The organism is Streptomyces nogalater (genome assembly GCF_039532885.1).
GTDB lineage: Bacteria > Actinomycetota > Actinomycetes > Streptomycetales > Streptomycetaceae > Streptomyces > Streptomyces nogalater.
This window is the reverse complement of the sequence record NZ_BAAASM010000050.1, coordinates 27,597-52,789: the sequence shown is the minus strand read 5'-3', so window position 1 is coordinate 52,789 and position 25,193 is coordinate 27,597. Positions and strand designations below refer to the sequence as shown.

Annotated in this window: 27 protein-coding genes; 11 read left to right on the top strand and 16 right to left on the bottom strand. The window is 72.5% G+C overall.

Annotation, left to right across the window (positions count from 1 at the left end; all coding sequences use genetic code 11):
* Nucleotides 1-133: 133 nt before the first annotated feature.
* Nucleotides 134-1,027, top strand: coding sequence for an alpha/beta fold hydrolase (locus ABD350_RS28805; RefSeq protein WP_344351574.1), 894 nt, complete (start codon nt 134-136; stop codon nt 1,025-1,027).
* Here ABD350_RS28805 and ABD350_RS28800 read toward each other — a convergent pair whose 3' ends face one another.
* Nucleotides 1,028-1,936 (bottom strand): NYN domain-containing protein, encoded by a 909-nt coding sequence (locus tag ABD350_RS28800; protein ID WP_344351631.1) that lies wholly within the window; start codon nt 1,934-1,936, stop codon nt 1,028-1,030. It abuts the gene before it with no gap.
* A 208-nt stretch (nt 1,937-2,144) separates the two neighbouring features.
* On the opposite strand from ABD350_RS28800, the gene ABD350_RS28795 reads away from it, so the two are divergent.
* Nucleotides 2,145-2,297: a hypothetical protein gene (locus ABD350_RS28795; RefSeq protein ID WP_167345759.1), complete on the top strand. Its 153-nt coding sequence runs from the start codon at nt 2,145-2,147 to the stop codon at nt 2,295-2,297.
* A gap of 55 nt (nt 2,298-2,352) precedes the next feature.
* Here the strand turns inward: ABD350_RS28795 and ABD350_RS28790 are convergent, their stop codons facing one another.
* From ABD350_RS28790 to ABD350_RS28780, 3 genes are all read right to left on the bottom strand, one after another.
* On the bottom strand, nt 2,353-2,958 hold the full coding sequence (locus ABD350_RS28790; RefSeq protein WP_189997359.1) for a MarC family protein: 606 nt from the start codon (nt 2,956-2,958) through the stop codon (nt 2,353-2,355).
* Between the two features lie 98 nt (nt 2,959-3,056).
* Nucleotides 3,057-3,914 carry a PHP domain-containing protein gene (locus ABD350_RS28785; RefSeq protein ID WP_344351571.1) on the bottom strand — a complete coding sequence of 286 codons (858 nt, stop codon included), beginning with the start codon at nt 3,912-3,914 and terminating at the stop codon, nt 3,057-3,059.
* A gap of 207 nt (nt 3,915-4,121) precedes the next feature.
* Nucleotides 4,122-4,763 carry a DUF6758 family protein gene (locus ABD350_RS28780; RefSeq protein ID WP_030614772.1) on the bottom strand — a complete coding sequence of 214 codons (642 nt, stop codon included), beginning with the start codon at nt 4,761-4,763 and terminating at the stop codon, nt 4,122-4,124.
* Between the two features lie 169 nt (nt 4,764-4,932).
* Between ABD350_RS28780 and ABD350_RS28775 the strand changes: the two genes are divergently transcribed.
* Nucleotides 4,933-6,156: an MFS transporter gene (locus ABD350_RS28775; protein ID WP_344351569.1), complete on the top strand. Its 1,224-nt coding sequence runs from the start codon at nt 4,933-4,935 to the stop codon at nt 6,154-6,156.
* 53 nt (nt 6,157-6,209) lie between these two features.
* Here ABD350_RS28775 and ABD350_RS28770 read toward each other — a convergent pair whose 3' ends face one another.
* A complete protein-coding gene (locus ABD350_RS28770) occupies nt 6,210-6,794 on the bottom strand; it encodes a suppressor of fused domain protein (RefSeq protein ID WP_344351567.1) in 585 nt (194 codons plus the stop codon).
* A 460-nt stretch (nt 6,795-7,254) separates the two neighbouring features.
* On the opposite strand from ABD350_RS28770, the gene ABD350_RS28765 reads away from it, so the two are divergent.
* Together ABD350_RS28765 and ABD350_RS28760 are read left to right on the top strand one after the other, a co-directional pair.
* The gene (locus ABD350_RS28765; RefSeq protein WP_344351565.1) at nt 7,255-8,379 is read left to right on the top strand and encodes a magnesium and cobalt transport protein CorA; all 1,125 of its coding nucleotides are present in this window, start codon (nt 7,255-7,257) and stop codon (nt 8,377-8,379) included.
* A gap of 33 nt (nt 8,380-8,412) precedes the next feature.
* Nucleotides 8,413-8,928 (top strand): hypothetical protein, encoded by a 516-nt coding sequence (locus tag ABD350_RS28760; RefSeq protein ID WP_344351563.1) that lies wholly within the window; start codon nt 8,413-8,415, stop codon nt 8,926-8,928.
* A gap of 28 nt (nt 8,929-8,956) precedes the next feature.
* On the opposite strand, the gene ABD350_RS28755 is transcribed toward ABD350_RS28760, so the two are convergent.
* A complete protein-coding gene (locus ABD350_RS28755; protein ID WP_344351629.1) occupies nt 8,957-9,703 on the bottom strand; it encodes a hypothetical protein in 747 nt (248 codons plus the stop codon).
* Between the two features lie 190 nt (nt 9,704-9,893).
* Between ABD350_RS28755 and ABD350_RS28750 the strand changes: the two genes are divergently transcribed.
* Genes ABD350_RS28750 through ABD350_RS28740 form a run of 3 tightly spaced genes read left to right on the top strand, consistent with a single transcriptional unit; the run spans nt 9,894 to nt 12,964 of the window.
* Nucleotides 9,894-11,183, top strand: a complete 1,290-nt coding sequence (locus tag ABD350_RS28750; protein ID WP_344351561.1) for a magnesium transporter MgtE N-terminal domain-containing protein — start codon at nt 9,894-9,896, stop codon at nt 11,181-11,183.
* Nucleotides 11,173-11,787 carry a DUF1003 domain-containing protein gene (locus tag ABD350_RS28745; RefSeq protein ID WP_344351559.1) on the top strand — a complete coding sequence of 205 codons (615 nt, stop codon included), beginning with the start codon at nt 11,173-11,175 and terminating at the stop codon, nt 11,785-11,787. Before ABD350_RS28750 ends, ABD350_RS28745 begins: the two co-directional genes overlap by 11 nt.
* 43 nt (nt 11,788-11,830) lie before the next feature.
* The gene (locus ABD350_RS28740) at nt 11,831-12,964 is read left to right on the top strand and encodes an Mrp/NBP35 family ATP-binding protein (protein ID WP_030787938.1); all 1,134 of its coding nucleotides are present in this window, start codon (nt 11,831-11,833) and stop codon (nt 12,962-12,964) included.
* Nucleotides 12,965-13,027: 63 nt separating this feature from the next.
* Here ABD350_RS28740 and ABD350_RS28735 read toward each other — a convergent pair whose 3' ends face one another.
* The 5 genes from ABD350_RS28735 to sigE all read right to left on the bottom strand — a co-directional run bounded on the left by ABD350_RS28735 (nt 13,028) and on the right by sigE (nt 18,638).
* A complete protein-coding gene (locus ABD350_RS28735) occupies nt 13,028-13,690 on the bottom strand; it encodes a hypothetical protein (protein ID WP_344351557.1) in 663 nt (220 codons plus the stop codon).
* 238 nt (nt 13,691-13,928) lie between these two features.
* Entirely contained in the window at nt 13,929-14,363 is a 435-nt protein-coding gene (locus ABD350_RS28730) for a sec-independent translocase (protein WP_344351556.1), read from the bottom strand.
* An 84-nt stretch (nt 14,364-14,447) separates the two neighbouring features.
* On the bottom strand, nt 14,448-16,100 hold the full coding sequence (locus ABD350_RS28725; RefSeq protein ID WP_344351627.1) for a trypsin-like peptidase domain-containing protein: 1,653 nt from the start codon (nt 16,098-16,100) through the stop codon (nt 14,448-14,450).
* Nucleotides 16,101-16,947: 847 nt separating this feature from the next.
* Nucleotides 16,948-17,928 (bottom strand): zf-HC2 domain-containing protein, encoded by a 981-nt coding sequence (locus tag ABD350_RS28720; RefSeq protein WP_344351555.1) that lies wholly within the window; start codon nt 17,926-17,928, stop codon nt 16,948-16,950.
* Nucleotides 17,925-18,638 carry an RNA polymerase sigma factor SigE gene (gene sigE, locus ABD350_RS28715; protein ID WP_189751208.1) on the bottom strand — a complete coding sequence of 238 codons (714 nt, stop codon included), beginning with the start codon at nt 18,636-18,638 and terminating at the stop codon, nt 17,925-17,927. Before sigE ends, ABD350_RS28720 begins: the two co-directional genes overlap by 4 nt.
* A gap of 234 nt (nt 18,639-18,872) precedes the next feature.
* Here sigE and ABD350_RS28710 point away from each other — a divergent pair, with 234 nt between their 5' ends.
* Nucleotides 18,873-19,571 carry an O-methyltransferase gene (locus ABD350_RS28710; RefSeq protein WP_344351625.1) on the top strand — a complete coding sequence of 233 codons (699 nt, stop codon included), beginning with the start codon at nt 18,873-18,875 and terminating at the stop codon, nt 19,569-19,571.
* A 138-nt stretch (nt 19,572-19,709) separates the two neighbouring features.
* Here ABD350_RS28710 and ABD350_RS28705 read toward each other — a convergent pair whose 3' ends face one another.
* Entirely contained in the window at nt 19,710-19,877 is a 168-nt protein-coding gene (locus tag ABD350_RS28705; protein WP_018544333.1) for a DUF3117 domain-containing protein, read from the bottom strand.
* A 374-nt stretch (nt 19,878-20,251) separates the two neighbouring features.
* On the opposite strand from ABD350_RS28705, the gene chcB reads away from it, so the two are divergent.
* Nucleotides 20,252-21,055 carry a 2-cyclohexenylcarbonyl CoA isomerase gene (gene chcB, locus ABD350_RS28700; RefSeq protein WP_344351554.1) on the top strand — a complete coding sequence of 268 codons (804 nt, stop codon included), beginning with the start codon at nt 20,252-20,254 and terminating at the stop codon, nt 21,053-21,055.
* Nucleotides 21,056-21,083: 28 nt separating this feature from the next.
* Here chcB and ABD350_RS28695 read toward each other — a convergent pair whose 3' ends face one another.
* Nucleotides 21,084-21,671 (bottom strand): DNA-3-methyladenine glycosylase I, encoded by a 588-nt coding sequence (locus ABD350_RS28695; RefSeq protein WP_344351553.1) that lies wholly within the window; start codon nt 21,669-21,671, stop codon nt 21,084-21,086.
* The gene (locus ABD350_RS28690; protein WP_344351552.1) at nt 21,668-22,093 is read right to left on the bottom strand and encodes a DivIVA domain-containing protein; all 426 of its coding nucleotides are present in this window, start codon (nt 22,091-22,093) and stop codon (nt 21,668-21,670) included. The genes ABD350_RS28695 and ABD350_RS28690 overlap by 4 nt, the downstream gene beginning before the upstream one ends.
* A 135-nt stretch (nt 22,094-22,228) precedes the next feature.
* On the opposite strand from ABD350_RS28690, the gene folP reads away from it, so the two are divergent.
* On the top strand, nt 22,229-23,089 hold the full coding sequence (gene folP / locus ABD350_RS28685; RefSeq protein ID WP_344351551.1) for a dihydropteroate synthase: 861 nt from the start codon (nt 22,229-22,231) through the stop codon (nt 23,087-23,089).
* A 69-nt stretch (nt 23,090-23,158) separates the two neighbouring features.
* Here the strand turns inward: folP and ABD350_RS28680 are convergent, their stop codons facing one another.
* Both ABD350_RS28680 and dapE read right to left on the bottom strand, forming a co-directional pair.
* Nucleotides 23,159-23,917: an LOG family protein gene (locus ABD350_RS28680; RefSeq protein WP_344351550.1), complete on the bottom strand. Its 759-nt coding sequence runs from the start codon at nt 23,915-23,917 to the stop codon at nt 23,159-23,161.
* A 104-nt stretch (nt 23,918-24,021) separates the two neighbouring features.
* Complete coding sequence (gene dapE / locus ABD350_RS28675; protein WP_344351549.1) at nt 24,022-25,098, bottom strand: succinyl-diaminopimelate desuccinylase; 1,077 nt, start codon at nt 25,096-25,098, stop codon at nt 24,022-24,024.
* Nucleotides 25,099-25,193 lie beyond the last annotated feature (95 nt).

The following is a 25,193-nucleotide window of genomic DNA, read 5'->3' as shown; positions in this document are numbered from 1 at the left end:
AGCCGGAGCCCCCACACCCCATACACCACACACACCCCGCTCCCCCCGCACCCCAGCACCCCAGCATCCGAGGCCACCCATCACCCCCTCCCCGCCCCCTCCCGAGCGCCTCTCCCCCCGATAGCCTCTCCCCATGAGCAGGCCCTCCACCTTTGTCCCGCCCCCCGGTGCCCGCGCCTACGCCCTTCGGACGGCGCGCGGGGAGTTCGCCGTGGTCGACGCGCCGGTGGCCGCCGGTGTGGAGCCCAGGGGGGTCGCACTGCTGCTGCCGGGGTTCACCGGGAGCAAGGAGGACTTCAATCCGCTGCACGTGCCGCTCGGTGAGCGCGGCTACCGGACCGTCGCCGTCGACGGGCGGGGCCAGTTCGAGTCGGACGGCCCGGTGACGGACGAGTCGGCCTACGCGCAGGGCGAACTGGCGCGGGACGTCCTCGCGCAGGCGGAGGCGATCGGCGGCCCGGTGCATCTGCTGGGCCACTCCCTCGGCGGCCAGATCGCGCGCGCAGCCGTGCTGCTCGACCGCTCGCCCTTCCTGTCGCTCACCCTGATGGCCTCGGGCCCGGCGCAGATCTCGACGCCCCAGCAGCAGCGTGTGAAACTGCTCCGGGACGCGCTGGCGGTACTGAGCATGGCGGAGGTGTGGGAGGCGCTCCAGGCGATGGAGCCGCCGGAGGAGACCGAGACGCCGGCGCTCGACGCCAAACTGGCCGACCGGACCGATCTGCGGCGCCGCTGGCTGGGCACCAAGCCCGCCCAACTGCTCGCCACCGGGCGCCAGTTGTGCAGGGAGCCGGACCGGGTCGCCGAACTGGCGGCCGTGCCGCTGCCGTTCCATGTGCTGTCGGGCGCGCGGGACGACACCTGGCCGCTGCCGCTCCTGGACGACATGGCCGTACGGCTCGGAGCCCGGCGCACGGTCGTCAAGGGCGCCGAGCACTCCCCCAACACCGACCGGCCCCTGGAGACGGCGCGGGCGCTCGCCGACTTCTGGGACGACAGCGCCGGTGCCCTGGGGAACCCGGCCTAGCTAGTACTGCGTGCGCAGGTGGTCCCAGAACCCGTCCCTGAGCGCGCGGCGCAGCTCCGCCTGGCCGCGCAGGGAGTACTGGAGCAGTTCCTCGGCCTCGACCAGCAGGTCCTGGTCGACGGAACCGGGCAGGTAGGGGTGGCCGGGGAACAGCTCCACGAGGGCTTCCCGGCCCCGGGAGGCGAGCCACTTGGCGGCGATCCGGGCGCCGACGAAGCGGACGTCGTCGCGGGTGGGGCGGGCGGTGCCGGTGGCGTCGTACGCGGCGGCCGTACGCCGGGAGACGTACGGCTTGAAGAAGTCGAGGTCGAAGGTGCGCTGGCTGTCGACCTCCCAGAGCAGCGGTTCGGCCTGGTTGCGGCCCTCGGGTGCCTCGATGCCCCAGAGGTGGACGCGGGCGCCGTAGCCCTGGGCGGCCTCGACCGCCGAGACCAGGTCCTCGTCGCCGCCGAGGAGGGCCGCGTCGCTGATCGCGCGGTGCCTCGCCAGTGACTCCAGGTCCGTGCGGATCAGCGAGTCGACGCCCTTTTGCTGGTTGTTGGCGTTGAGGTTGCCGAGGCGGACCTTGACGTCGGGCAGCTCGGCGATGACCTGCTGTTCGGCGGTGTGGATGCGGCGCCGGGCGCCGTCGTACCAGTAGACGCGCAGCAGCCGGCTGTCCGCGAAGATCACGCGGGCGCGGTCGATCAACGCGTCGATCAGGCCCTCGGCGTCCAGGTCGAAGGCGCGGCGGTCCTCGGTTCCGGCGACCAGCCGGCCTGCGGCGGCGTACAGATAGCCGGCGTCCACGAAGATCGCGTGGGTCGAGGGGGTCTTCGCCACCTCGGCGAGCATGCGTTCCAGCAGCTCGCTCGTGCGGTCGATGCGGGCCCCGAGGGCGGCGGCCAGGTCGTCGTTCATCGCCTTCATTGTCCCGGTGGTCACAGTGCGAACACAACCGGTCCCGGTCGGTCCGTTCCACGCCACTTACCGGTCAGTTATTAGCCGTTCGAAAAATTTCTTTAGCGTAGGGAATGTTTGTAACAAACGGAGCGTTGACTAGGTACCGACACCGGGAGCACCGGTAGTCACACCAGTAGTTCTCCGCAGGAGGATGACCAGACGAAGGGAGAAGCCCATGCGCTTCGAAATCATGCGACTCGACGAGGTCGACGGCACCGCCGTGGACAGTACCGTCGTGGACGCCGCCTCCGTCAACCGGATCGTTCAGCAGGCCGCCGCCATCGGGCAGCGCCTGTGGATCCGCCCGGCCGAGACCCAGGCCTCGTAGCCCGCGCGCGGGCGTCTGCCACTCAAGCTTTCCGGGGGAGCCGAGCCGACCAGGGTCAGCTCCCCCGGATCACCTGAGTGACACCGTTGATGATCTGCTGGACGGCGATCGCGGAGAGCATCATGCCCGCGAGCCGCGTCACCAGGACGACGCCGCCGTCCTTGATGACCCGGATGATCAGCAGCGAGTAGCGCATCACCAGCCACAGCACGACATGGATCGCCAGGATCGCGGACCACACCGAGATCTGCGTGGTCACGCTGTGGGCCTTCTGCACGGCGAGGATCACGGACACGATCGCGCCGGGCCCCGCCAGCAGCGGCATGCCCAGCGGCACCAGGGCCACGTTGACGTCCTTGGTCTGCTTCGGCTCGTCGGTCTTGCCGGTGAGCAGGTCCAGCGCGATCAGCAGGAGCAGCAGGCCACCCGCGATCATCAGCGCGGGCACGGAGACGTGCAGGTAGTTCAGGATCTGGTGACCCAGGACGCCGAAGACGGCGATGACCCCGCCCGCCACGCAGACGGCCTGGAAGGCCATCCGCTTCTGCACCTTGGCCGGCCGTCCGGCGGTCAGGGCGAGGAAGATCGGGGTGATCCCAGGGGGATCCATGATGACAAAAAGGGTCAGGAACAGAGAGCCGAAGACGGCGATGTCGAACATGAGGGAAGTACAGGCCTTGCGGGAAGAGGAAGTACGGGCGGCAGCAGGCCCGTACGGCGGAACATCAGGTGCGTACGGCGGACCGGCCCCGGAGGGCCTCAGGCTCCGCCGGTGCCCGGCACCGGGAACGCGCCGGTCGCCCGCCGGGTGATCTCCCCGTACACCTCGGGGTCGGTCGTGTACGCGCCCAGCGCCACGGTCTTGCGGCTGCCGTGGTAGTCCGAGGAGCCCGTGACCAGCAGACCCAGCTCCTTCGCCAGGCCGCGCAGCCGGGCGCGGGCGTCGAGGTCGTGGTCCATGTGGTCGACCTCGATGCCGTCCAGTCCGGCTTCGGCCATCTCCGCGATCCGGGAGTCCGGCACGGTGCGGCCCCGCTTGGACGCGGCCGGGTGGGCGAACATACAGACCCCTCCCGCGGCCTTGACCAGCCGGATCGCCTCGAAGGGGTCGGTCTCGTGCTTCTCCACGAAGGCCCGCCCGCCGTCGGCCAGCCACTCCTCGGTGAAGGCGTCGCCCACCGTCGGCACGACCCCCAGCTCCACCAGCGCGGTGGCGACGTGCGGGCGCCCGACGGAGCCGCCGGCGGCGATCCGCTCGACCTGTTCCCAGGTGACCGGCACGCCCAGCGCGTTCAGCTTGGCGACCATGCCCTTGGCCCGCGGCACCCGGTCGTCCCGGACCAGCTCGCGCTCGGCGAGCAGGGCGGGGTCCTCGGGGTCGAAGAGGTAGGCCAGCATGTGCATCGAGATGCCGTCGACCCGGCAGGACAGCTCGGCCCCGGTGACCAGGGTCAGCCCCGCGGGCAGCGCGGCGATGGCCTCGCCGTAGCCCCGGGTGGTGTCGTGATCGGTCAGCGCGACGACGTCCAGTCCGGCCGCGGCGGCGTTCCGCACCAGCTCGGCCGGGGTGTCCGTACCGTCGGAGGCCGTGGAGTGGCAGTGCAGATCGATACGCACGACAACTCCAGACAGACGGGCGGAAGGGACACGGGCACCTAAGGATACCGGTGTTTCCCACCCCGCCTGTCACACCCGAACCCACGCAGCGACCTTTACCGAAGAGGCCCCGAAAGGGGCGCGGGGAACCGCGGGACAAGCCACGGCGAACCCGCAGCCGCCGACGGCACGGCACCCGGCACCCGGCACCCGGCACCCCGGCAGGCGCTACGGCCGAAGCAAGCGCGGCGACAACGCTCCGCACGGCACCAGATCTATCTCCGCCCCCGCGTCCCGCAGATCCGTCAGCACCAGTTCGTCGTACATCAGCAGTCCGGACTGCTCGGGCCAGATCACCGCCCAGAGCCACATGCCGAGCGCCTCCCCGGCGAAGACGGCACGGTCGTCGGGGGTGCGGTAGACGTGCCAGAGCGGGGTCGGGCGGCCGGCGGCCAGCACCTTGGTCTGCGGCGGCTTCTCCACGTTCATGTACGAGCCCGGGTCCGGGCCGTCGATGCCGGCGTAGCGCGCGCCCAGGCCGACGCCCAGTTCCTCGGCGATCAGGATCAGCTCGCCGGGGCCGCCGAGCGGTCCGGGGCCCGAGCAGGCCACCGCGGTCGCGCGGCCGCCGCTGCGGTCGTCCCCGGCGTACGCCACCCCGGTGAACAGCCATCCGACCGGCAGCGGCCACGGCATCCACACCGGCACCTGGGTGCGATGCACGACGACGTTGAGCGCCTCGACGCTGGGCGGGATCACGGGCTGCAGCGGATACACCGTGCCGTGCACATCGCACTGCCACGCATCGGCGAAGAGTCCGGGAGCCCTGACCCGGCCACCGCATCTCGGGCAACTGGGTTCGCCCCTCATAGGGCTCCACGGTCCTACCCCCGACCGTCCACGTCAAGGATGATCACCCGTCCGGACGGAAGAGCCGACCATATACCCGACCCGCCACGATAGATGCATCTTGCATTAATTAGGTGAGCTAACTTACTATGTGTATAACCCAACTACCTAGTGAGGATGGGAGAAGCACATGGACCCCCTAGACGCGGGAGCCGGCGGCATCCTGCGGCAGCCCAAGGCGGTCTGGGCCACGGCCGGCGCCTCCGTCGTCGCCTTCATGGGCATCGGCCTCGTCGACCCGATCCTGCCGTCGATCGCCCAGGGCCTCGACGCCACCGCAAGCCAGGTGTCCCTGCTCTTCACCTCGTACTTCCTGATCACGGCCGTCGCGATGCTGCTGGCCGGCTTCGTCTCCAGCCGGATCGGCGGGAAGAGGACACTGCTGCTCGGCCTCGCGTTCGTGGTCGTGTTCGCCGGCCTGGCCGGCACCTCCGGCTCGGTCGGCCAGCTCGTGGGCTACCGGGCCGGCTGGGGCCTCGGCAACGCGCTGTTCGTCTCCACCGCCCTCGCGGTCATCGTCGGCGCGGCGGCCGGCGGCAGCGCGGCGGCGATCCTGCTCTACGAGTCCGCGCTCGGCCTCGGCATGGCCTGCGGCCCGCTGCTCGGCGCGGTCCTCGGCAACGCCAGCTGGCGCTACCCCTTCTTCGGCACGGCCACGCTGATGGCGGTCGGCTTCCTGTGCATCACGGCGTTCCTGAAGGAGCAGCCGAGGCCCGCCCGCAAGACCTCGGTCCTGGACCCGCTCAGGGCGCTCGGCCACGGCGGTCTGGCCTCGGCGGCGGTCTCCGCGTTCTTCTACAACTACACGTTCTTCACCGTGCTGGCCTTCACGCCGTTCGTGCTGGACATGACGCCGTACCGGTCGGGCGCGGTGTTCTTCGCCTGGGGCCTGCTGCTCGCCGTCTTCTCGGTGATCGTGGCCCCGCGTATGCAGGAGCGGTTCGGCTCGCTGAAGGTGCTCGGCGGCTCGCTGGTGCTGCTCGCGGCGGACGTGTTCGTGCTCGGCTACGGCAACCACACCGCGGCCATCGTCTGCACGATCCTGTCCGGCGCTTTCATCGGCGTGAACAACACCGTCTACACCGAGCTGGCCCTCGGCGTGTCGGACGCCCCGCGCCCGGTGGCGAGCGCGGGCTACAACTTCGTGCGCTGGTTCGCCGCCGCCGCGGCGCCCTACTTCGCCCCCAAGATCGAGGAGTGGACCGACATCCACATCCCGTTCGTGGTCGCGGCCGTCACGGCGCTGCTGGGCGCGCTCGTGGTCCTCGTCCGGCGCCGGGCCCTGGTCCACGAGGCGGAGGAACTGGAGCCGCGGCACGCCACCGAGGACGGCGTCGGAGTCTTCGCCAACTGACCGGATCCGGCCTTGTGTTGGTGAGATCGATCACTCCGGCGGGCGGTGCCGGGTCAGTCCAGCGGGACGGACTTGCGGACCGGGTCCCTCAGGTCCGTCCCGTTCGCCAGCCAGCGCTCCTGGAGGGCCTGGGCGCCGTGCACCCGCTTCCAGGCGGCCTCGTTCGGGGTCATCGGCAGCAGCGGCAGGAACCGCACGGGGTCCATCGGGGCGTCCAGTTCCAGGTCCTCGACCAGCCCCCCGGGCTCGCCCACCAGGACCGAGGTGAAGGGGGCGCCGGGCCACAGCGGCCCGCCCACGTCCAGGGAGGCACCGGGGGCCACCACCAGGCCCTCCACCTGCGGGCTCGCGGCCAGGACGGCGAGCGGGCGGAGCAGCTTGTCGGTGTCGGCCAGGCCCGCGCGGACGGACAGCACCAGTTCGGCGCGGGGCCCCTTCACCGGATCCGCGAGCACCGCCGTGGGGTCCGTCATGGGCTGCCGGGACATCCCCAGGGTGGCGTACCGGACGACGTCCCCCTCGTGGAAGCGGAGCACCTCGATGCGGTCCGTGCCGAGGAAGGTGACGGCGGCGCGCGCGTCCGGCTCGCCCAGCGCGGTGGTCAACCGGGCCTCGACCAGAGGAAGAACATCAGCCATGCGGCGAGCATAGAACTCGTCAGTAGCGGGCAAAGCGGCGCCTTGACAGTATCGGCGGCTGGTACTCTGAGCCGGTGGTTCGGGGCGACACGTGCAAGCGTCGCTGTCAAGTCCCGACACCGTTGAGACTCCCTTACGAGGGACCGGCCGGAGGAGGTGGGGCTGCCATGGATCGAAGTCGACCGTGCAGTACCACTCGCTCTTCCGGCCGCTGACGCAGTTACCGGCTGGCCGCCGTCTTCCTTTGCGCGTCGTCGTTCGGAAGAGCACCTCGTTTCGCTTTGCCTGATCTGTCTGATCTGAATCAGTTCTGCATCGGCAGTGAAGCCGCCACCGCGACGGCGCGGTGCTCCCCGCTTTGTGGACGTGCCACCCACGCACAGCCAGGACGTCCCCATTCCGGGTAGTTCCACCCGTCGCTCCGCGCGCTTTCGCCGCCCGCCCGCGAAGGAGCCTGCCCATGTCGATGATCCGCGACCTGCGAGCCGTGGTCCGCCCCTCGTCCCGCGTCTCGCTGCGCAAGGATGCCGGGACGTCGTACGACACCACGCGCGACCCCGCGACGCCCTCGGCCGTCGTCGACTGCGCCGTCTACCGCGACGGCGCCCGCGTGCCGAGCGCGGGGCCGCTGAGCCCGCAGGAGGCGATGCGGCAGGTGCGCCGTGACGGCGGGTTCGTCTGGATCGGCCTGCACGAGCCGACCGAGGAGGAATTCTCCGGCATCGCGAGCGAGTTCGGGCTGCACCCGCTGGCCGTGGAGGACGCCGTGCAGGCACACCAGCGGCCCAAGCTGGAGCGCTACGACGACTCGTTGTTCACGGTCTTCAAGACCATCCACTACGTCGAGCACGACCAGCTGACCGCCAACAGCGAGGTCGTGGAGACCGGCGAGGTCATGTGCTTCACCGGGCGGGACTTCTTCATCACCGTCCGGCACGGCGGCCAGGGTTCGCTGCGCGGCCTGCGCCACCGCCTCCAGGACGACCCGGAACTGCTGGCCAAGGGCCCATCGGCCGTGCTGCACGCCATCGCCGACCATGTGGTGGACGGCTATATCGCGGTCGCCCACGCGGTGCAGGACGACATCGACGAGGTGGAGACCGAGGTCTTCTCGCCCGGCCGCAAGGGCGGGGTCTCGCGCGGTGTGGACTCCGCGCGGATCTACCAACTCAAGCGCGAGGTACTGGAGTTCAAGCGCGCGGTGGCGCCGCTGCTGCGGCCCATGCAGCTGCTGAGCGAGCGGCCGATGCGGCTGATCGACCCGGACATCCAGAAGTACTTCCGGGATGTGGCCGACCACCTGGCCCGGGTCCAGGAGCAGGTCATGGGCTTCGACGAACTGCTCAACTCCATCCTCCAGGCCAATCTCGCCCAGGCGTCCGTCGCGCAGAACGAGGACATGCGCAAGATCACCGCGTGGGCGGCCATCATCGCCGTACCGACGATGGTGTGCGGGGTGTACGGCATGAACTTCGAGCACATGCCCGAGCTGCACTGGCGGTACGGCTACCCGGTGATCATGGGCATCACCGCCGCGATCTGTCTGGGGATCCACCGCACGCTGAAGCGCAACGGCTGGCTGTGAGCGGGCCGGTTAGGCCTGGTTAGGCTGGGGTCCATGACAAGCGAGCTGCTCGACCGGGCCCTCATCGAGGAGGCCGCGAAGAAGTCCGGCCTCATCTGGGTCAGGGGCGCCGGCGCCCCGGCCGCGCGGGCGCTGTGGCACGTGTGGCACGAGGGCGCGGTGTGCGTGGTCGGCGACGGGCCGGACGAGCAGCCGCTGGCGGGGCTCGACGACGGGGGCACCGCCGAGGTCAGCGTGCGCAGCAAGGACAAGGGCGGCCGTCTGGTGACGTTCCCGGTCACCGTCCGCGAACTGCCGTCCGCTTCCGAGGAGTGGCAGGCGACGGTGGCCGAGCTGAAGGGCAAGCGGCTGAACGCCCCCGACGGCGAGGAGATGCCGGCCCGCTGGGCCCGCGAGTGCCGGGTGCTGCGCCTGGTGCCGGCGGGTCCGGTGGCCCCGCTGCCGGACGGCAGCCTGGCGGAGCGCCCGGTGCCGACGCCGGTGACCACGCGCGCGGCGGTACCGGCGGGCCTGCCGAAGCTGCTGATGAAGCGCGGGAAGAAGAAGTGAGGAGCCGAGGGCGGTCCGGGACGGTCCGCTACGACGCCGGCAGCTGTCTGCCGTAGTCCACCGTCTCCGACTTCGCCGGTTCCTCGACGGTGAAGTTCCTGCCCCAGTCGGAGAAGCGGAGCGTCCCCGCCCGGCCGGCGCGGACCAGACGCAGCGGATACGGCGTGCCCTGCAGGGACACGTCCAGCGTGCCGCCGGAACCGTGGTCGCCGGTGATGCGGATCGTGCGGGTACCCGACGCGTCGGCGTGCCGGCCGTCCGTCGCCAGCGTGCCGTGCAACGTCAGCAGACCGTCGAGGAGGACGCCCTTGTCCGTGAAGCCGCTGAACTTCTTGTACGCCGGGTCCCGCTGCGGAACCTTCACATACTTGCCGTCCAGCTTGCCGGAGGCGCCGTCGCCGCCGTCGGCGTGGTTCCAGAAGTCCGCGCCGGCCTTGAGGTACAGGTCCTCGCCGACCCGCAGCAGCTTGAACGTCGTCCCCTGCGCGGTCACCGACCCGGTGCCGCCGTCGGCCTTGAGCCGCATGTCCAGCCGGTATGTACGGCCGCTGGTGACCACGGTCCCGGACAGCCGTACCGCGCTCGCCGCGTCCGCCGCGGCCCGCGTCCTGGCCTGGATCCGGTCCGGGGGCAGCTTGCCGATCCCGTTGGTACCGGCGTCGGGATCGTCCTCGCCGCCGCACCCCGACAGCGCCAGCGCTCCCGTCACAGCCAGTGCGCAGGCCGTGGTCACCCAAGCGGTGCGGCGGGTACGGCCCCGGGCAATCGCAGTCACCAAGGGAGCTGCCTTTCTGACGGTTCCTGAGCGGCGTACGGCAGGGTACCGGGGCTCCGCCCACCCGGCGGAGCCGGTCCGTCCGGACCGCCCACCAGGGCGTGGCGGATCAGGACGGGCTAGCCTGAAGCGCACCCGTGCGGGCATATCAGAGCAATTCCCACGACCCTCACGCAAAGGAAGCACAGTCATGGCAGCCGGCGCCCCCCGGATCTTCGTCTCGCACCTCGCCGGGGTCCCCGTCTTCGATCCGACCGGCGACCAGGTGGGCCGCGTCCGCGACATCGTCGTCATGCTGCGTGTCGGGCGACGGCCCCCGCGGGTCCTCGGGCTGGTCGTGGAGCTGTCCACCCGGCGCCGTATCTTCCTGCCCATGACCCGGGTGACCGGCATCGAGTCGGGCCAGGTCATCACCACCGGCGTGGTCAACGTCCGGCGCTTCGAGCAGCGGCCCACCGAGCGGCTGGTCTTCGGCGAGCTGCTGGACCGGCGGGTGACGCTGGTGGAGACCGGCGAGGAGGTCACCGTCCTCGACGTATCCGTGCAGCAGCTGCCCGCCCGCCGGGACTGGGAGGTCGACCGGGTCTTCCTGCGCAAGGGGAGGAAGGGCGGCGCCTTCCGGCGGGCGAAGGGCGAGACGCTCACCGCCGAGTGGTCGGCCGTCACCGGGTTCTCCCTGGAAGAGCACGGGCAGGGCGCCGAGAGCCTGCTCGCCACCTTCGAGCAGCTGCGCCCCGCCGACCTCGCCAACGTCCTGCACCACCTGTCCCCCAAGCGGCGCGCGGAGGTGGCCGCCGCCCTGGACGACGACCGGCTCGCCGACGTCCTCGAAGAGCTGCCGGAGGACGACCAGATCGAGATCCTCGGCAAGCTGAAGGAGGAGCGCGCGGCGGACGTGCTGGAGGCGATGGACCCGGACGACGCGGCCGACCTGCTGGGCGAGCTGCCCGAGGAGGACAAGGAGCGGCTGCTGAGCCTGATGCAGCCCGCCGACGCGGCCGACATGCGCCGGCTGATGGCGTACGAGGAGCACACGGCCGGCGGTCTGATGACCACCGAGCCGATCGTGCTGCGCCCGGACGCCACCGTCGCCGACGCCCTCGCCCGGGTCCGCAACCCCGACCTCTCCCCCGCCCTCGCCGCGCAGGTCTACGTCTGCCGCCCGCCCGACGAGACCCCGACCGGCAAGTACCTGGGCACCGTGCACTTCCAGCGGCTGCTGCGCGACCCGCCGTACACCCTGGTCAGCTCGCTGGTCGACCACGATCTGCAGCCGCTGGACCCGGACGCGGCGCTGCCGGTCGTCGCCGGGTTCTTCGCCGCCTACGACATGGTGGCGGCGCCCGTGGTGGACGAGTCGGGGTCGCTGCTCGGCGCGGTGACCGTGGACGACGTACTGGACCACATGCTGCCCGACGACTGGCGGGAGACGGAGTTCCACCTGGACGAGGGAGAGGAGGCGCCCCCGCATGGTTCCTGAGCGCGAGACCGTGTCCCGTGAGCGGCATCCGGCGGGCGCCACGGCCGCCGGCCGGCCCCGGGTGCCCCGGCTGGACCAGCCGCGCCCGCCCCGGCGCCGGTTCCTGCCGGAGTGGGACCCGGAGGCCTTCGGCCGGCTGTCGGAGAAGATCGCCCGGTTCCTCGGCACGGGGCGGTTCATCGTCTGGATGACGGTCGTCATCATCGTCTGGGTGCTGTGGAACGTCGCCGCGCCCCGCCATCTGCGGTTCGACGAGTACCCGTTCATCTTCCTCACCCTGATGCTGTCCCTCCAGGCGTCGTACGCCGCCCCGCTGATCCTGCTCGCGCAGAACAGGCAGGACGACCGCGACCGGGTCAACCTGGAGCAGGACCGCAAGCAGAACGAGCGGTCCATCGCCGACACCGAGTACCTGACCCGGGAGGTGGCCGCGCTGCGCACCGGACTGGGCGAGGTGGCCACCCGCGACTGGATCCGCTCCGAGCTCCAGGACCTGCTGAAGGAGCTGGAGGAGCACCGCCGGCACGACGGGCACGCGGGCCATGTCGTATTCCCGGCGGAACGGACGGAACGCCCGCCGGGACGTGACACAGACGACCGCTGAAGGGCATCCCTCAGGCCCCTCGGCGGGCCGTACCATCGTCCTTATGGCTACGGAAGACGCGGTGCGCGAGGCACTGGCGACGGTGAACGACCCCGAGATCAACCGCCCGATCACCGAACTCGGGATGGTCAAGTCCGTGGAGATCGGCGCGGACGGAGCGGTCGCGGTCACCGTGTATCTGACGGTGTCCGGCTGCCCGATGCGGGACACCATCACGCAACGCGTCACCGAGGCGGTCTCGCGGGTCGAGGGCGTCACCCGGGTCGACGTCACCCTGGACGTGATGAGCGACGAGCAGCGCAAGGAGCTGGCGGCGGCGCTGCGCGGCGGCCAGGCCGAGCGCGAGGTCCCCTTCGCCAAGCCGGGCAACCTCACCCGGGTCTACGCCGTCGCCTCCGGCAAGGGCGGGGTCGGCAAGTCCTCGGTGACGGTGAACCTGGCGGCGGCGATGGCGGCCGACGGCCTGAAGGTCGGTGTCGTGGACGCCGACATCTACGGGCACAGCGTGCCGCGCATGCTGGGTGCCGACGGCCGGCCCACCCAGGTCGAGAACATGATCATGCCGCCGTCCGCGAACGGCGTGAAGGTCATCTCCATCGGCATGTTCACGCCGGGCAACGCCCCGGTCGTCTGGCGCGGCCCGATGCTGCACCGCGCCCTCCAGCAGTTCCTCGCCGACGTCTACTGGGGCGACCTGGACGTCCTGCTGCTGGACCTGCCGCCCGGCACGGGTGACATCGCGATCTCCGTGGCCCAGCTGGTGCCGAATGCCGAGATCCTGGTCGTCACGACCCCGCAGCAGGCGGCGGCCGAGGTCGCCGAGCGCGCCGGTTCCATCGCCGTACAGACCCACCAGAAGATCGTCGGCGTGGTCGAGAACATGTCCGGCCTGCCCTGCCCGCACTGCGGCGAGATGGTCGACGTCTTCGGCACGGGCGGCGGCCAGCTGGTCGCCGACGGCCTCACCCGCACCACGGGGACGACGGTCCCGGTCCTCGGCAGCATCCCCATCGACGTCCGCCTCCGCGAGGGCGGCGACGAGGGCAAGCCGGTGGTCCTCACCGACCCCGGCTCACCGGCGGGCTCGGCCCTGCGCGCGATCGCCGGCAAGCTCGGCGGCAGGCAGCGGGGTCTGTCGGGCCTGTCGCTGGGGCTCACGCCGAAGAACAAGTTCTGAGCCGGTCCGCACCGCACAAGGCCCTACGGCGAGGGGGCGCCGGAACCACCCGGTGCCCCTCGGTCACGCGTAGGCGGCCACGTCCTTCACCACGGCGAGCCCGAGACCGTACGCGCTCATCCCCCGCCCGTACGCCCCCAGATGGACGCCCGCCCCGGTCGTACCGGCGAGCACCCACCCGAACTCGGTCTCCCGGTAGTGGAACGACGCGGCGACCCCGTCCACCGGCAGGGAGAGCCGGGACCACTCCGGCCCGTCCAGGTCGTCGGCCAGAGCCCACGCCGTCTCCGTCTGCTGCTCCAGCCAGTCGTCCCGCAGGCTGTGGTCCATCTGCCCGGGCCAGGTGAACGACAGCAGCCCCACCCCGGCCAGCCACGCCGCCGAGGACACCGACGTCGCCTCCAGCATCCCCGTGCCGTCGGCGCTGCGCCGGGACGGCTGCGCGGCGACGGTCACCACCACCGCGAACTTCTCCCGCGGTTCACCGGAACCGGTCTCGCCCCGCAGCGAGGGCTCGTCGCCGTGCCCGATCGAGCCGTGCTCCACGGCACCGTCGGCCGTCGTGCCGACCTGCATCAGCCAGCGCGGTCCGGTGAACGCCTCGTCGAGCCCGTACCAGGGGAAGGGCGCCCGCAGGTAACCGTCGACCGTACGCCGGGCGGAGGGGAGCTGTTGTCCGCCCTCCGCGGCCGGCGCCTGCGCGCCCACCCGACTCGTCGTCTCCATCTGCCCGGACGCCTCCTCGCTCTCGTCGGACCGGCCGGACCGCCCCCCTTCGGGCGTACGCGTCGGGTCCGCACAACAACTCGGCAGCATATCCACACCGGTGAGAACGGCAGGGCAGGCGCTGGATGCGTGGGTCGCGCGAACGGCCTGTTCACGCCGTGTGCGACGGGAGCGCGCTATGAAACGCGTCACGTGTGCGGCGTACGCCCGCCTGCGTGTCGGGAGGAGAGAACGTGGCTCAGGTGGCGTCCGCGTCGAACGGCGGGCGGTCGTCGCCGGGGCCCTCGGGCTTCTTGGTCATGTCGACGCGCCCGCCGGAGGACGAGGGAGGCGGGGACGGCGCCTCGCCGTCGCGGCTGTGGACGGCGTCCGTGACCTCGGCCATCTCCTTCTTCAGGTCGAAGCCGTTGCGGATCTCCTTCAGGCCCAGCTCTTCGTTGTCCAGCTGCTTGCGGATGAAGGTCTTGGGGTTGAGATCCTCGAACTCGAAGTCCTTGAACTCCGGGCCCAGTTCGTCGCGGATGTCCTGCTTGGCGCTCTCCGAGAACTCGCGGATCTTCCGGATCGTGCGCATGACGTCCTGGATGACCTTGGGGAGCTTGTCCGGACCGAAGACGAGCACGGCGAGCACGATGATGGTCACCAGCTCCAGTGGCCCTATGTCATTGAACACCTGACGCTCCTTGCGATGTCCTCGGTCGCTCAACGGTACCCGGCCATCCCGTCCGACCGGTACCGTCCCGAGGTGAGACTTCTGTCAGTTCTGCTCGGACGCGCCCAGCACGAGTGACACCTCCCGCTCCGTACCGCCGTGTTCGACCGTCAGGCGCAGCCGGTCGCCGGGCCGGTGGGCGCGGATCCTGACGATCAGCTCCCGACCGGTGTGCACGCGCTCGCCGTCGGCCCCGGTGATGACGTCGCCCGCCTTCAGGCCCGCCCGGTCGCCCGGTCCGCCCGGGGCGACGGCGGGGCCGCCGCTCGCGCCCTCGCCGCCGACGCGGGCGCCGTCACCGGTGTAGCCCATGTCGAGTGTGACGCCGATCACGGGGTGGGTGGCGTGGCCGTGGTCGATCAGTTCCTCGGCGACCCGCTTGGCCTGGTTGACGGGTATGGCGAAGCCGAGGCCGATGGAACCGGCCTGGTCGCCGTCGGCGCCGGAGCCGCCGCCGGCCGAGCGGATGGCGGAGTTGACGCCGATGACCCGGGCCCGCGAGTCGAGCAGCGGGCCGCCGGAGTTGCCCGGGTTGATAGGGGCGTCGGTCTGGAGCGCGTCGACGTAGCTGAGGTCGCTTCCGTCGCTCTTCTCGCCGCCGGCCGTGACGGGCCGCTGCTTGGCGCTGATGATGCCGGAGGTGACCGTGTCGGCGAGGCCGAAGGGGGCGCCGATGGCCACGACGGGGTCGCCCACCCGGACGTCGTCGGAGTCGCCGAGGGACAGCGGGGTGAGTCCGTGGACGCCGTGCACCTGGACGACGGCGAGGTCGTAGCCGCCGTCGCGGCCGACGACCTCGGCCCGCACGGTGTCGCCGCCGCTGAACGTCACGGATATCTCGCCGTCCGGTCCGGCGGGCTCGACCACGTGGTTGTTGGTGAGAATGTGCCCCTGGGCGTCGAGGACGAAGCCGGTGCCGGTACCCGCCTCGCCGGCGCCCCGGACGTGCAGGGTGACCACGCCGGGCAGGGCGCGGGCGGCGATCCCGGCCACGCTGTCCGGCGCGCGGCCGGCCGGCCCGCTTCCGGCCTGCGGCAGCCGTACGCCGTCGAGTCGCTCGCGTTCGACGTGGGCGCCGACGACTCCGCCGATGCCACCGGAGACGACGGCGACGACGAGGGACCACCCGACGACCCACCGCCAGGCCCGCCGCCTGCGCTGCGCCCGCGTCAACACCTTGCCACCGGTCTGCTGCAGAGCCCCCTGCCCCCGGCCCACCCCGGCTGCCCACGGGTCGTAACGACTCCAGGGGCCGAGGTCCTGGGGGGTGGGGGGCACGGGGGGTGGGGGCGCCGTGGCGGGGGCGGCCGCCTGGGGTGCGGGCGCTGTGACGGGCACAGGCGTCTGCGGCGGGGGCGCGCCCTGGGCTACAGGGGACGAAGGCGCCGTGGCGGGGACCGCCGCCTGGGGTGCGGGCGCCTGCGCGGGCACGGGCGCCGTGGCGGGTCCCGGGATGTGCGGCGCGGGCGCCATGGCGGGGCCGGGCACCTGGGGCGCGGGGACGCCTTGGGGTACGGAGGGTGGGAGCGCCGTGGCGGGGACCGCCGCCTGGGATGCGGGCGCCTGCGCGGGCACGGGCGCCGTGGCGGGTCCCGGGATGTGCGGCGCGGGCGCCATGGCGGGGGCGGGCGACTGCGGCCGGGGCGAGGGCTGCACAGGCGCGGGCGTGTCCTGAAGGGCGGGGGCCGGGGTCGCCATGGTGGGCGTCGGCGGGGCCGGGGGCGTACGTATGGCCGTGCCGTGTGCCGGGGTGACCGCCGGATGCTGCACCGGCGGCGCGGGCGCCCAGGGGCCGGGTTCGCCGTACGGCGGGGTGCTGTAGGGGTCGGGATCGTGCAGGGGCCTGATCCGCTCGGCCCCGACGCCCTCGGCTCCTGCGCCATCGGCTCCAACGCCCTCGGCTTCGGCCCGTTCAGCCCCGGCCCGCTCGTACGAGTCCCCCTCGGCCCCAGTCCACTCGCCGGCGACCCCCTCGGACCCGGCCCGCTCACCGGCGTCCGGTGCGGTGGCCTCCCCGACCGGAGCCCCGGAGCCCCCGGCAGACACGGTCGGTACGGCGGGTGCGGCCGGTACGGCGGAAACCGTGGGCTCGGCGCCCGGCTCGGGGGACGTCGCCTCGGCCCGCCCGGCGGAGCCCGCCGTCGCGTCGGGTCCGCTTATCGCCGTCACCGGCCGCGCAGGGCCCGTGACGGTCGCCCCGGCCACTCCCCCGCTCCGCCGCTCCGCCTCTCCCCCGGCCTCTCCTGTGGTGTCGGCGGACTGTAGGGCCGGCGTCGGCTTGGCCAGTTCGAAGTCGCCTTCGGGGGACGGGGTTTGCGGCGGGGCCGGGTCGGCGGGGGCCGTCGGTGTCACCCCCGTCGTTCCCCGTGGTCCGTCCGCCGGCGGCACGCCGTTCCCCTCGTTCATGCTCTCCCCACGGCTGGGCCGTGACCGCGCGTCGGCGCGGTCACGGGACATCGGCTGCCGCCCCGGGTCGGCGCCCCGGGCACGGCCTCCCAGGATTGAACCAGGTTCACCAGGTTCGCGGGCCGTGGCGCAGTGACGGTCAGGGCGTGGAGGACGTGGGGGTGGTGTCGGGGACGGGGGCGGACAGCGGGCCGGAGCCGGTGGCTCCGGGAGGCGCGGGCCAGTCGGTGCGCGGAAGGGCCATGGTCTCGTCCAGCGGGCGTATCAGCGGGGAGACGGCGGCCGCACCGGCGAACACCGGCGCGGTCAGCGCGCGGACCGCCTCGCTCCGGGCGGGCCCGGAGGCCGGCGCGGGAACCCCGGGCAGCAACGGCGCGGACAGCGTGGTCGGCGCCACCGGGGCCGAGCCGAGCAGCGCGCCGCCCTGGGCGAGCAGCGGCCCCATGGGGCGCCGGCGCTGGTTGTCCTGCGTGGCCGCGCCGCCGCCCGTGCCGGAGCCCGCCGAGCGCACCGGGATGACGCCGGAGCCGCCGCGGGCGTCCGTGGCCGGGTCGCCGGGGAAGGCGGTGGTCACGCCGCCGAGGGCCAGCGCGGCCAGTGACACCGCGCCGGCGGCGGCGAACGCGAACCGCCGGCCGCGCGAGGCGGGGCGGGCGTCGTCCGGGCGGCCGACGGGGTGGTGGATGCGGAAGCCGCCGTCCCGCGGTCCGTCGGCGCCGTCCGCGCCCGCCGGAAGCAGGCCGGGCGGGCGGGCCGGGACGTACCCGAACGGGAGGCGGTCGCCGCGGCGCGCCGCGAAGGGCCCGAGGCCGCCGGAGGTACCGAGCCCGGCCCCGGGTGACGGTGTGCCACCGCCGTCCGGGCTGCCCCCGGGAAGGCCCTGGAGGCGGGCCAGGAGGCTCGCCGAGGGCGGGGGCGGGGCGGCCTCCGCGAAGACGTTCTTCAGCGCGCGCTGGGCGTCCGCCTCGGCCTTGCACCGGGCGCAGGTGGCCAGGTGCGCGAGGACCCGCTCACGCGTCTCATGACCGAGTTCCCCGTCCACCAGGGCGGAGAGCCGGTCTCCCAGGTGCTGCTCTGCGAGGTGTGCCTCCTCGGCAGGTTTCGACCGAGATCCACTCACGCGGTCGCGCCCCCTCCCCCCAGAGCGGGGACCCGGGCCAGGAAGGAGCGCCGCTCGGCCGCGCGGGCCTCCGGGGAGCGGTGCGCCAGGGCCTTGCGGAGCTGGGACCGGCCGCGGTGGATACGGGAGCGGACCGTGCCGAGCTTCACGCCGAGGGTGGCGGCGATCTCCTCGTACGACAGTCCCTCGATGTCGCACAGGACGACGGCGGCGCGGAACTCGGGTGCCAGGGTGTCCAGGGCCTGCTGGACGTCGGCGTCGAAGTGCGCGTCGTTGAACAGCTGCTGCGGGGTGGGCTCGCGGCTGGCCAGGCGCTCGGCCGCGTCCTCGCCGAGGGCGTCGAAGCGGATGCGCTGCTTGCGCCGGACCATGTCCAGGAAGAGGTTGGTGGTGATGCGGTGCAGCCAGCCCTCGAAGGTGCCCGGCGAGTACGTCGACAGGGAGCGGAAGACGCGGACGAAGACCTCCTGGGTGAGGTCCTCGGCGTCGTGCTGGTTGCCCGTCAGGCGGTAGGCCAGTCGGTAGACCCGGCCGCTGTGCGTGCTGACGATCTCGTCCCACGTGGGCGGAGTCCACGCCTGCCCGTCCGCGTCGGTGGTGAAGGTCGCGGTCGGGGTCTCGCCTGCGGCGGTCCCGGCGGCGTGACTGTCAGCAGCGGTGTCGGTCACGGATTTCGGCCTGCCCGCCGACCCGAGGAAGCGCCGCAGCACTCCACCCCGGTCCCCGGGCGCAGCCGCACCTCCCCTGTCGGCTCTGGTGGTGTCCAGTGGAGCCCCTACCATAGCCACCTCGCCCGTTAGCTCCGGATAAGCGGTTTTACGAGAATTTGATACATGCTGATCCGGCTCATCCGGCTGCGTCAGCAGTTGCTCGGCAACCTGCCCCACCGCTCGCCCCCCGTCGCGTCGCCGGCCACCGTCTCATCCCTGTAAACGCACGGGCTCATCTGCGGGTTCCCGCCGCCAACGGATACAGTCACGCCCAGGCAACCACGGGGACAGGAGAGGGTCATTACCGCCAACCGGCAGACGAGCTGGGCGTTCGCCGACGCCTTTGTCGCCGAGGACGAAGCGCTGCGCTGGGCCCGCGAACGGGCCCGCGAGGCTGGGCTGCGCTCGGTGTCGCCCAGCGCGGGCGCCGCGCTGCGACTGCTCGCCGCCTCCGTGGACGCGAAGGCGGTGGCGGAGATCGGCACCGGCTGCGGGGTGTCCGGCATCCATCTGCTGCACGGGATGCGGCCGGACGGGGTGCTCACGACGGTGGACTCGGAGCCGGACCACCAGCAGTTCGCCCGGCAGGCCCTCCGCGGCTGCGGCTTCGCCAGCAACCGGGCCCGGTTCATCCCCGGCCGCGCCCTGGAGGTCCTGCCGCGCCTCGCCGACGCCGGCTACGACCTCGTGTTCTGCGACGGGGACCGGCTGGAGTACCCGGACTATCTCGCCGAATCGTTGCGTCTGCTGCGGCCGGGCGGCCTGGTGGTCTTCGAGGGGGTCTTCGCGGACGGCCGTACGGTCGACTCGGGGCCCCAGCCCGCCGAGGTGCTGAGGCTGCGGGAGCTGTTGCGCACCGTGCGGGAGAGCCAGGAGCTGGTGTCGTCGCTGCTGCCGGTGGGCGACGGACTGCTGTGCGCCGTCAAGCGGTGACGGCGGTGTGTGACGTGCCCAAGGGGCGTGGGGTGCTTGCGGTGCGGGTCCTGCGGGCGGTGCCGGCGGGCCCCGGAAACGCGGCTGCCCCGGCACCGTTTACGATGCCGGGGCAGCCGCGAGGACAGAATCGGGACGTCAGACGACGACCTTCTTGAGGGCGTCGCCAAGCGCCTCGGCCTCGTCAGGGGTCAGCTCGACGACGAGTCGACCGCCGCCTTCGAGCGGAACGCGCATGACGATGCCCCGCCCCTCCTTGGTCACCTCGAGCGGGCCATCACCCGTCCGCGGCTTCATGGCCGCCATGCTCGTTCCCCTTCCTGAAACCAGCTCATCGTCTGCCGGTACCCCCGGAAGGGGGCACCCGCCATCCGAAACGGACACGCGACACCGGCATCGAACACATTGCTTCCTGGCCATTATCCCGCATCGCAGGACCCGATGACCAACATCGGTCGGCATCGCTTGGGCAACGCGCGCGAGCAAAACCACTCAATTCGGCGATGTGCCTGCGATACTGCGCCACCCCGCAGGGCTCCTCCGGCCGCTTCCGTCCCGGTTTTCTTTGACGCAGGTCACACGTCCACTCCGGCCGCCGGCCGGTGATCTCCGCCATGCTGTCCTCAGACATGGACGTACCGAGCGGTACGTCACCAGCGGCTATCCGGAGGGGACACGCCATGGCCGACACCGTGCTCTACGAGGTCAGCGACGGACTCGCGACGATCACGCTGAACCGCCCGGAGGCGATGAACGCGCTGAACATCGCGACGAAGGTTGCCCTGCGGGAGGCGGCGGAATCGGCGGCCGGGGACACGGCCGTACGGGCGATCCTGCTGACCGCCGCCGGGGACCGGGCCTTCTGCGTGGGCCAGGACCTCAAGGAGCACATCGGGCTGCTGGCCGGTGACCGTAAGAGCGGCACCGGGCAGACGATGAGCACGGTCAGGGAGCACTACAACCCGATCGTGCGGGCCCTGGCCGGGGCGCCGAAGCCGGTGGTGGCGGCGGTGAACGGCGTCGCGGCCGGGGCCGGGTTCGGCTTCGCGCTCGCCGCGGACTACCGGCTGGTGGCCGACACCGCCGCGTTCAACACCTCCTTCGCGGGCGTCGCCCTGACCGCCGACTCCGGCATCTCCTGGACGCTGCCCCGGGTGGTCGGCCCGGGCCGCGCCGCCGACCTGCTGCTCTTCCCGCGCAGCATCAGCGCCCAGGACGCCCTGGAGCTGGGGATCGCCAACCGGGTCGTACCGGCCGCCGAGCTGCGCGCCGAGGCCGGGAAGGTGGCGCGGGCGCTGGCCGAGGGGCCGACGGTGGCGTACGCGGCGATCAAGGAGGCGGTGGCCTACGGGCTGACGCACTCCCTGGCCGAGACGCTGGAGAAGGAGGACGAGCTCCAGACCCGGGCCGGGCGGTCCGAGGACCACGCCATCGCCGTGCAGGCGTTCGTGAACAAGGAGAAGCCGAAGTACCTGGGGCGGTAGCGCGCCGCGGGGCGGCGGATGCGTCTTCCTACGGGGTGCCGCGGGCCACGCAGGCCTCCAGGTGGTCGTCGACCAGGCCGCACGCCTGCATCAGGGCGTACGCCGTGGTCGGGCCGACGAATCTCACGCCCCGCTTCTTCAGGGCCTTGGACAGGGCCGTGGACTCGGGGGTCACCGCCGGCACGTCGTCCAGGGTCTTCGGGACCGGCCGGTCCGCCCGGTCCGGGGCGTGGGACCAGATCAGCTCGTCCAGCTCGCCCTCGGCCCAGTCGGCGAGCAGGCGCGCGTTGGCGAGCGTGGCGTCGATCTTGGCGCGGTTGCGGATGATGCCCGGGTCGGCCAGCAGGCGCTCGCGGTCGGTGTCGGTGAACGCGGCGACCTTCTCGATGCGGAAGCCGGCGAAGGCGGCGCGGAAGCCCGGACGGCGGCGCAGGATCGTGATCCAGGACAGGCCCGACTGGAAGGCCTCCAGGCTGAGCCGTTCGAAGAGGGCGTCGTCGCCGTGGACCGGGCGGCCCCACTCCTCGTCGTGGTACGCCACGTAGTCGTCGGTGGACAGGGCCCAGGGGCAGCGCAGGGCGCCGTCCGGCCCGGCGACGGCGGCTCTGCCGGTCATCGCTGCTCCTCCCGGCCCGCGCCCGGGTCCGTCTGTCCGTGCTCGGCCTGCTGCCCGTGGTCGACGGGCTGTCCGTGGTCGACGGGCTGTCCCTGGTCGGCCCGCTGTTCGTGCGCGGTGGCCCGGGCGCCGGCCAGCGCGGACTCCAGGTCGGCGATCCGGGCGTCCCGCTCGCCCAGTTCGGCGGCGAGCCGGCCGAGCGCGTCGTCCACGTCGGCCATGCGGTAGCCGCGCGGCGCGACCGGGAAGCGCAGGGTCTCCACGTCCGCGCGGTCCACCGGGCGGTCCGGGGGCAGCGGGTCCTGGAGCCGCTCGGGCGCCGCCTCCGGCAGCGGGGCGCTCTCCCCGCCGCCGACCACGGCCAGCGTCACCGCAGCGACCACGATGGCCAGCGCGACGACCAGGAACAAGAACATCACCATCGCCAGGGTCCCCACGCTCGTACCGGACGCTGTGCCGGCAGCAGTATCTGTCAGGCTCCGATCGTGCCATGCGGGTCCGACAGTTAGGGTCACAGGCGGCGGTACAGCGGGACGTACTAGGAGAGGGCAGGGCGGATGCTCAGGCTGGGCAAGCGGGAATTCGGGCCGCACGAGCCGGTGATCATGGCGATCGTGAACCGGACGCCGGATTCCTTCTACGACCGAGGAGCCACGTTCCGCGACGAACCGGCCCTGGCGCGGGTGGAGCAGGCGGTGGCCGAGGGCGCCGCGATCGTGGACATCGGCGGGGTCAAGGCCGGGCCCGGCGAGGAGGTCTCGGCCGAGGAGGAGGCGCGCCGGACGGTGGGCTTCGTCGCGGAGGTACGGCGCCGGTTCCCCGATGTGATCATCAGCGTGGACACCTGGCGGGCCGAGGTCGGCGAGGCCGTCTGCGAGGCGGGCGCGGATCTGCTGAACGACGCGTGGGGCGGGGTGGACCCCGGGCTCGCGCAGGTCGCGGCGCGGTACGGGGTGGGGCTGGTGTGCACGCACGCGGGCGGGGCGCAGCCGCGGACCCGGCCGCACCGGGTGACGTACGACGACGTCATGGCCGACATCCTGAACGTGACCCTCGGGCTGGCCGAGCGGGCGGTGTCGCTGGGGGTGCCGCGGGAGTCGGTGCTGATCGACCCCGGGCACGACTTCGGGAAGAACACCCGGCACAGCCTGGAGGCGACGCGGCGGCTGGACGAGATGGTGGCCACGGGGTGGCCGGTGCTGGTGTCGCTGTCCAACAAGGACTTCGTGGGCGAGAGCCTGGACCGGCCGGTGAAGGAGCGGCTGATCGGCACGCTGGCCACGACGGCCGTGTCCGCCTGGCTCGGGGCGCAGGTGTACCGGGTGCACGAGGTGGCCGAGACCCGGCAGGTGCTCGACATGGTGACCGCCATCGCCGGCCACCGCGCACCCACGGTGGCCCGGCGAGGCCTGGCCTAGGCGCCGGTCACCCGCGGGCGCGGCCGCCGTGCCCGGACCCTTGTCCGTTCGGTGGCCGAACGCCTTCCCCTACCGGCCCGCCTCCTTCGACACCAGGGCCACCGCTTCCTCCACCTCGTCCGTGACGTGGAACAGGAGCAGGTCCTTCTCCGCCGCCTTGCCCTGGGCGACCAGGGTGTCTCTCAGCCAGGACACCAGGCCGCCCCAGTACTCGCTGCCGAAGAGGACGATGGGGAAGCGGGTGACCTTCTGGGTCTGGACGAGGGTGAGGGCCTCGAAGAGCTCGTCCAGGGTGCCGAGGCCGCCGGGGAGGACCACGAACCCCTGCGCGTACTTCACGAACATCATCTTGCGGACGAAGAAGTAGCGGAAGTTCAGGCCGATGTCGACGTAGGGGTTGAGCCCCTGCTCGAAGGGCAGCTCGATGCCGAGGCCCACCGAGATGCCGCCCGCCTCGCACGCCCCCTTGTTGGCCGCTTCCATCGCGCCCGGGCCGCCGCCGGTGATGACCGCGAAGCCGGCCTCCACCAGCCCCCGGCCGAGCCGCACCCCCGCGTCGTACTCGGGCGAGTCCACCGGTGTCCGCGCCGAGCCGAACACACTGATCGCGGGCGGGAGTTCGGCCAGCGTGCCGAAGCCCTCGATGAACTCCGACTGGATGCGCAGCACCCGCCAGGGGTCGGTGTGCACCCAGTCGGTGGGAGCGCGCTCGTCCAGCAGCCGCTGGTCGGTCGTACTGGCGGTGACCTGGCCCCGCCGTCGGAGGACCGGTCCGAGCCGCTGCTCCTCCGGCGGCTGCTTCTTCCCCTCGGGGTTGCCGGTAGGCATGTCCGCTCCCTCCGCTTGCCGGTAGTTCCTGCTCAGCCTAGATCCATACGGGTTACGGAGGGGGGACCCCGGCGTGTCCGGCGGGCGCCGGCGTCCGCGCGCCCTTACGCGGTGAGCCAGTTCCGCAGCCGCTCCTCGCCCGCCAGGATCTTCGCGGTCTCCACCCGCTCGTCCCGCTTGTGCGCCAAGTGCGGGTTGCCGGGGCCGTAGTTGACCGCGGGGATGCCGAGCGCGGAGAACCGGGACACGTCCGTCCAGCCGTACTTGGGCCGCGGGGTGCCGCCCACCGCCTCGATGAAGGCCGCGGCGGCCGGGTGGGACAGACCCGGCAGCGCGCCCCCGCTGTGGTCGTCGACGACGAACTCCGTGACCCCGCAGTCCGCGAACACCTCGTGGACGTGCGCGATCGCCTCCTCCTCGGTGCGGTCGGGGGCGTAGCGGAAGTTGACCGTCACCACGCACTCGTCGGGGATGACGTTCCCCGCCACTCCCCCGCCGATGCGCACGGCGTTCAGGCCCTCGCGGTACTCCAGCCCGTCGATGACCGGCCGGCGCGGCTCGTAGGACGCCAGGCGGGCCAGGATGGGGGCCGCCGCGTGGATGGCGTTGGAGCCCATCCAGCCGCGCGCCGAGTGCGCCCGCTCGCCCGTGGTCTTCAGCAGCACCCGCAGCGTGCCCTGGCAGCCGCCCTCCACCTCGCCGTCGGAGGGCTCCAGCAGGACCGCGAAGTCGCCCTCCAGCCACTCGGGATGGGCCGCCGCGACATGCCTGAGGCCGTTGCGTTCGGCCTCGACCTCCTCGTTGTCGTAGAACACGAAGGTCAGGTCGCGGTTGGGGGCGGGGACCGTGGCCGCGATGCGCAGCTGCACCGCCACGCCCGACTTCATGTCGCAGGTGCCGCAGCCCCACAGCACGCCGTCGTCGAGGCGCGAGGGCACGTTGTCCGCGATCGGGACGGTGTCGATGTGGCCGGCCAGGATGACGCGCTCGGCGCGGCCCAGGTCCGTCCGGGCGATCACGTTGTTGCCGTACCGGTGCACGGTCAGGTGCGGCAGGGCGCGCAGGGCCGTCTCGATCGCGTCCGCGAGCGGCTTCTCGGTGCCGCTGACCGACGGGAAGTCCACGAGCCGCGCGGTGAGCGTGGCGGCGTCCAGCGTGAGGTCAAGGGAGGTGTCGGGCATGGCCTCGACCCTAGCGCGCCACCTGCCGGAACACCGCCGGGCCGACGGCACGGACCCCACGAGGGGCTCCGGCCGGGCTCCAGTACCTTGTACGC

What these genes read in the sequence shown, in the direction of transcription:
- ABD350_RS28805 (WP_344351574.1), top strand. Translation starts at nt 134, where the DNA reads ATGAGCAGGCCCTCCACCTTTGTCCCGCCCCCCGGTGCCCGCGCCTAC.
- ABD350_RS28800 (WP_344351631.1), bottom strand. Translation starts at nt 1,936, where the DNA reads ATGAAGGCGATGAACGACGACCTGGCCGCCGCCCTCGGGGCCCGCATC.
- ABD350_RS28795 (WP_167345759.1), top strand. Translation starts at nt 2,145, where the DNA reads ATGCGCTTCGAAATCATGCGACTCGACGAGGTCGACGGCACCGCCGTG.
- ABD350_RS28790 (WP_189997359.1), bottom strand. Translation starts at nt 2,958, where the DNA reads ATGTTCGACATCGCCGTCTTCGGCTCTCTGTTCCTGACCCTTTTTGTC.
- ABD350_RS28780 (WP_030614772.1), bottom strand. Translation starts at nt 4,763, where the DNA reads ATGAGGGGCGAACCCAGTTGCCCGAGATGCGGTGGCCGGGTCAGGGCT.
- ABD350_RS28775 (WP_344351569.1), top strand. Translation starts at nt 4,933, where the DNA reads ATGGACCCCCTAGACGCGGGAGCCGGCGGCATCCTGCGGCAGCCCAAG.
- ABD350_RS28770 (WP_344351567.1), bottom strand. Translation starts at nt 6,794, where the DNA reads ATGGCTGATGTTCTTCCTCTGGTCGAGGCCCGGTTGACCACCGCGCTG.
- ABD350_RS28765 (WP_344351565.1), top strand. Translation starts at nt 7,255, where the DNA reads ATGTCGATGATCCGCGACCTGCGAGCCGTGGTCCGCCCCTCGTCCCGC.
- ABD350_RS28760 (WP_344351563.1), top strand. Translation starts at nt 8,413, where the DNA reads ATGACAAGCGAGCTGCTCGACCGGGCCCTCATCGAGGAGGCCGCGAAG.
- ABD350_RS28750 (WP_344351561.1), top strand. Translation starts at nt 9,894, where the DNA reads ATGGCAGCCGGCGCCCCCCGGATCTTCGTCTCGCACCTCGCCGGGGTC.
- ABD350_RS28745 (WP_344351559.1), top strand. Translation starts at nt 11,173, where the DNA reads ATGGTTCCTGAGCGCGAGACCGTGTCCCGTGAGCGGCATCCGGCGGGC.
- ABD350_RS28740 (WP_030787938.1), top strand. Translation starts at nt 11,831, where the DNA reads ATGGCTACGGAAGACGCGGTGCGCGAGGCACTGGCGACGGTGAACGAC.
- ABD350_RS28735 (WP_344351557.1), bottom strand. Translation starts at nt 13,690, where the DNA reads ATGGAGACGACGAGTCGGGTGGGCGCGCAGGCGCCGGCCGCGGAGGGC.
- ABD350_RS28725 (WP_344351627.1), bottom strand. Translation starts at nt 16,100, where the DNA reads ATGGCGACCCCGGCCCCCGCCCTTCAGGACACGCCCGCGCCTGTGCAG.
- ABD350_RS28705 (WP_018544333.1), bottom strand. Translation starts at nt 19,877, where the DNA reads ATGGCGGCCATGAAGCCGCGGACGGGTGATGGCCCGCTCGAGGTGACC.
- chcB (WP_344351554.1), top strand. Translation starts at nt 20,252, where the DNA reads ATGGCCGACACCGTGCTCTACGAGGTCAGCGACGGACTCGCGACGATC.
- ABD350_RS28695 (WP_344351553.1), bottom strand. Translation starts at nt 21,671, where the DNA reads ATGACCGGCAGAGCCGCCGTCGCCGGGCCGGACGGCGCCCTGCGCTGC.
- ABD350_RS28690 (WP_344351552.1), bottom strand. Translation starts at nt 22,093, where the DNA reads ATGGTGATGTTCTTGTTCCTGGTCGTCGCGCTGGCCATCGTGGTCGCT.
- folP (WP_344351551.1), top strand. Translation starts at nt 22,229, where the DNA reads ATGCTCAGGCTGGGCAAGCGGGAATTCGGGCCGCACGAGCCGGTGATC.
- ABD350_RS28680 (WP_344351550.1), bottom strand. Translation starts at nt 23,917, where the DNA reads ATGCCTACCGGCAACCCCGAGGGGAAGAAGCAGCCGCCGGAGGAGCAG.
- dapE (WP_344351549.1), bottom strand. Translation starts at nt 25,098, where the DNA reads ATGCCCGACACCTCCCTTGACCTCACGCTGGACGCCGCCACGCTCACC.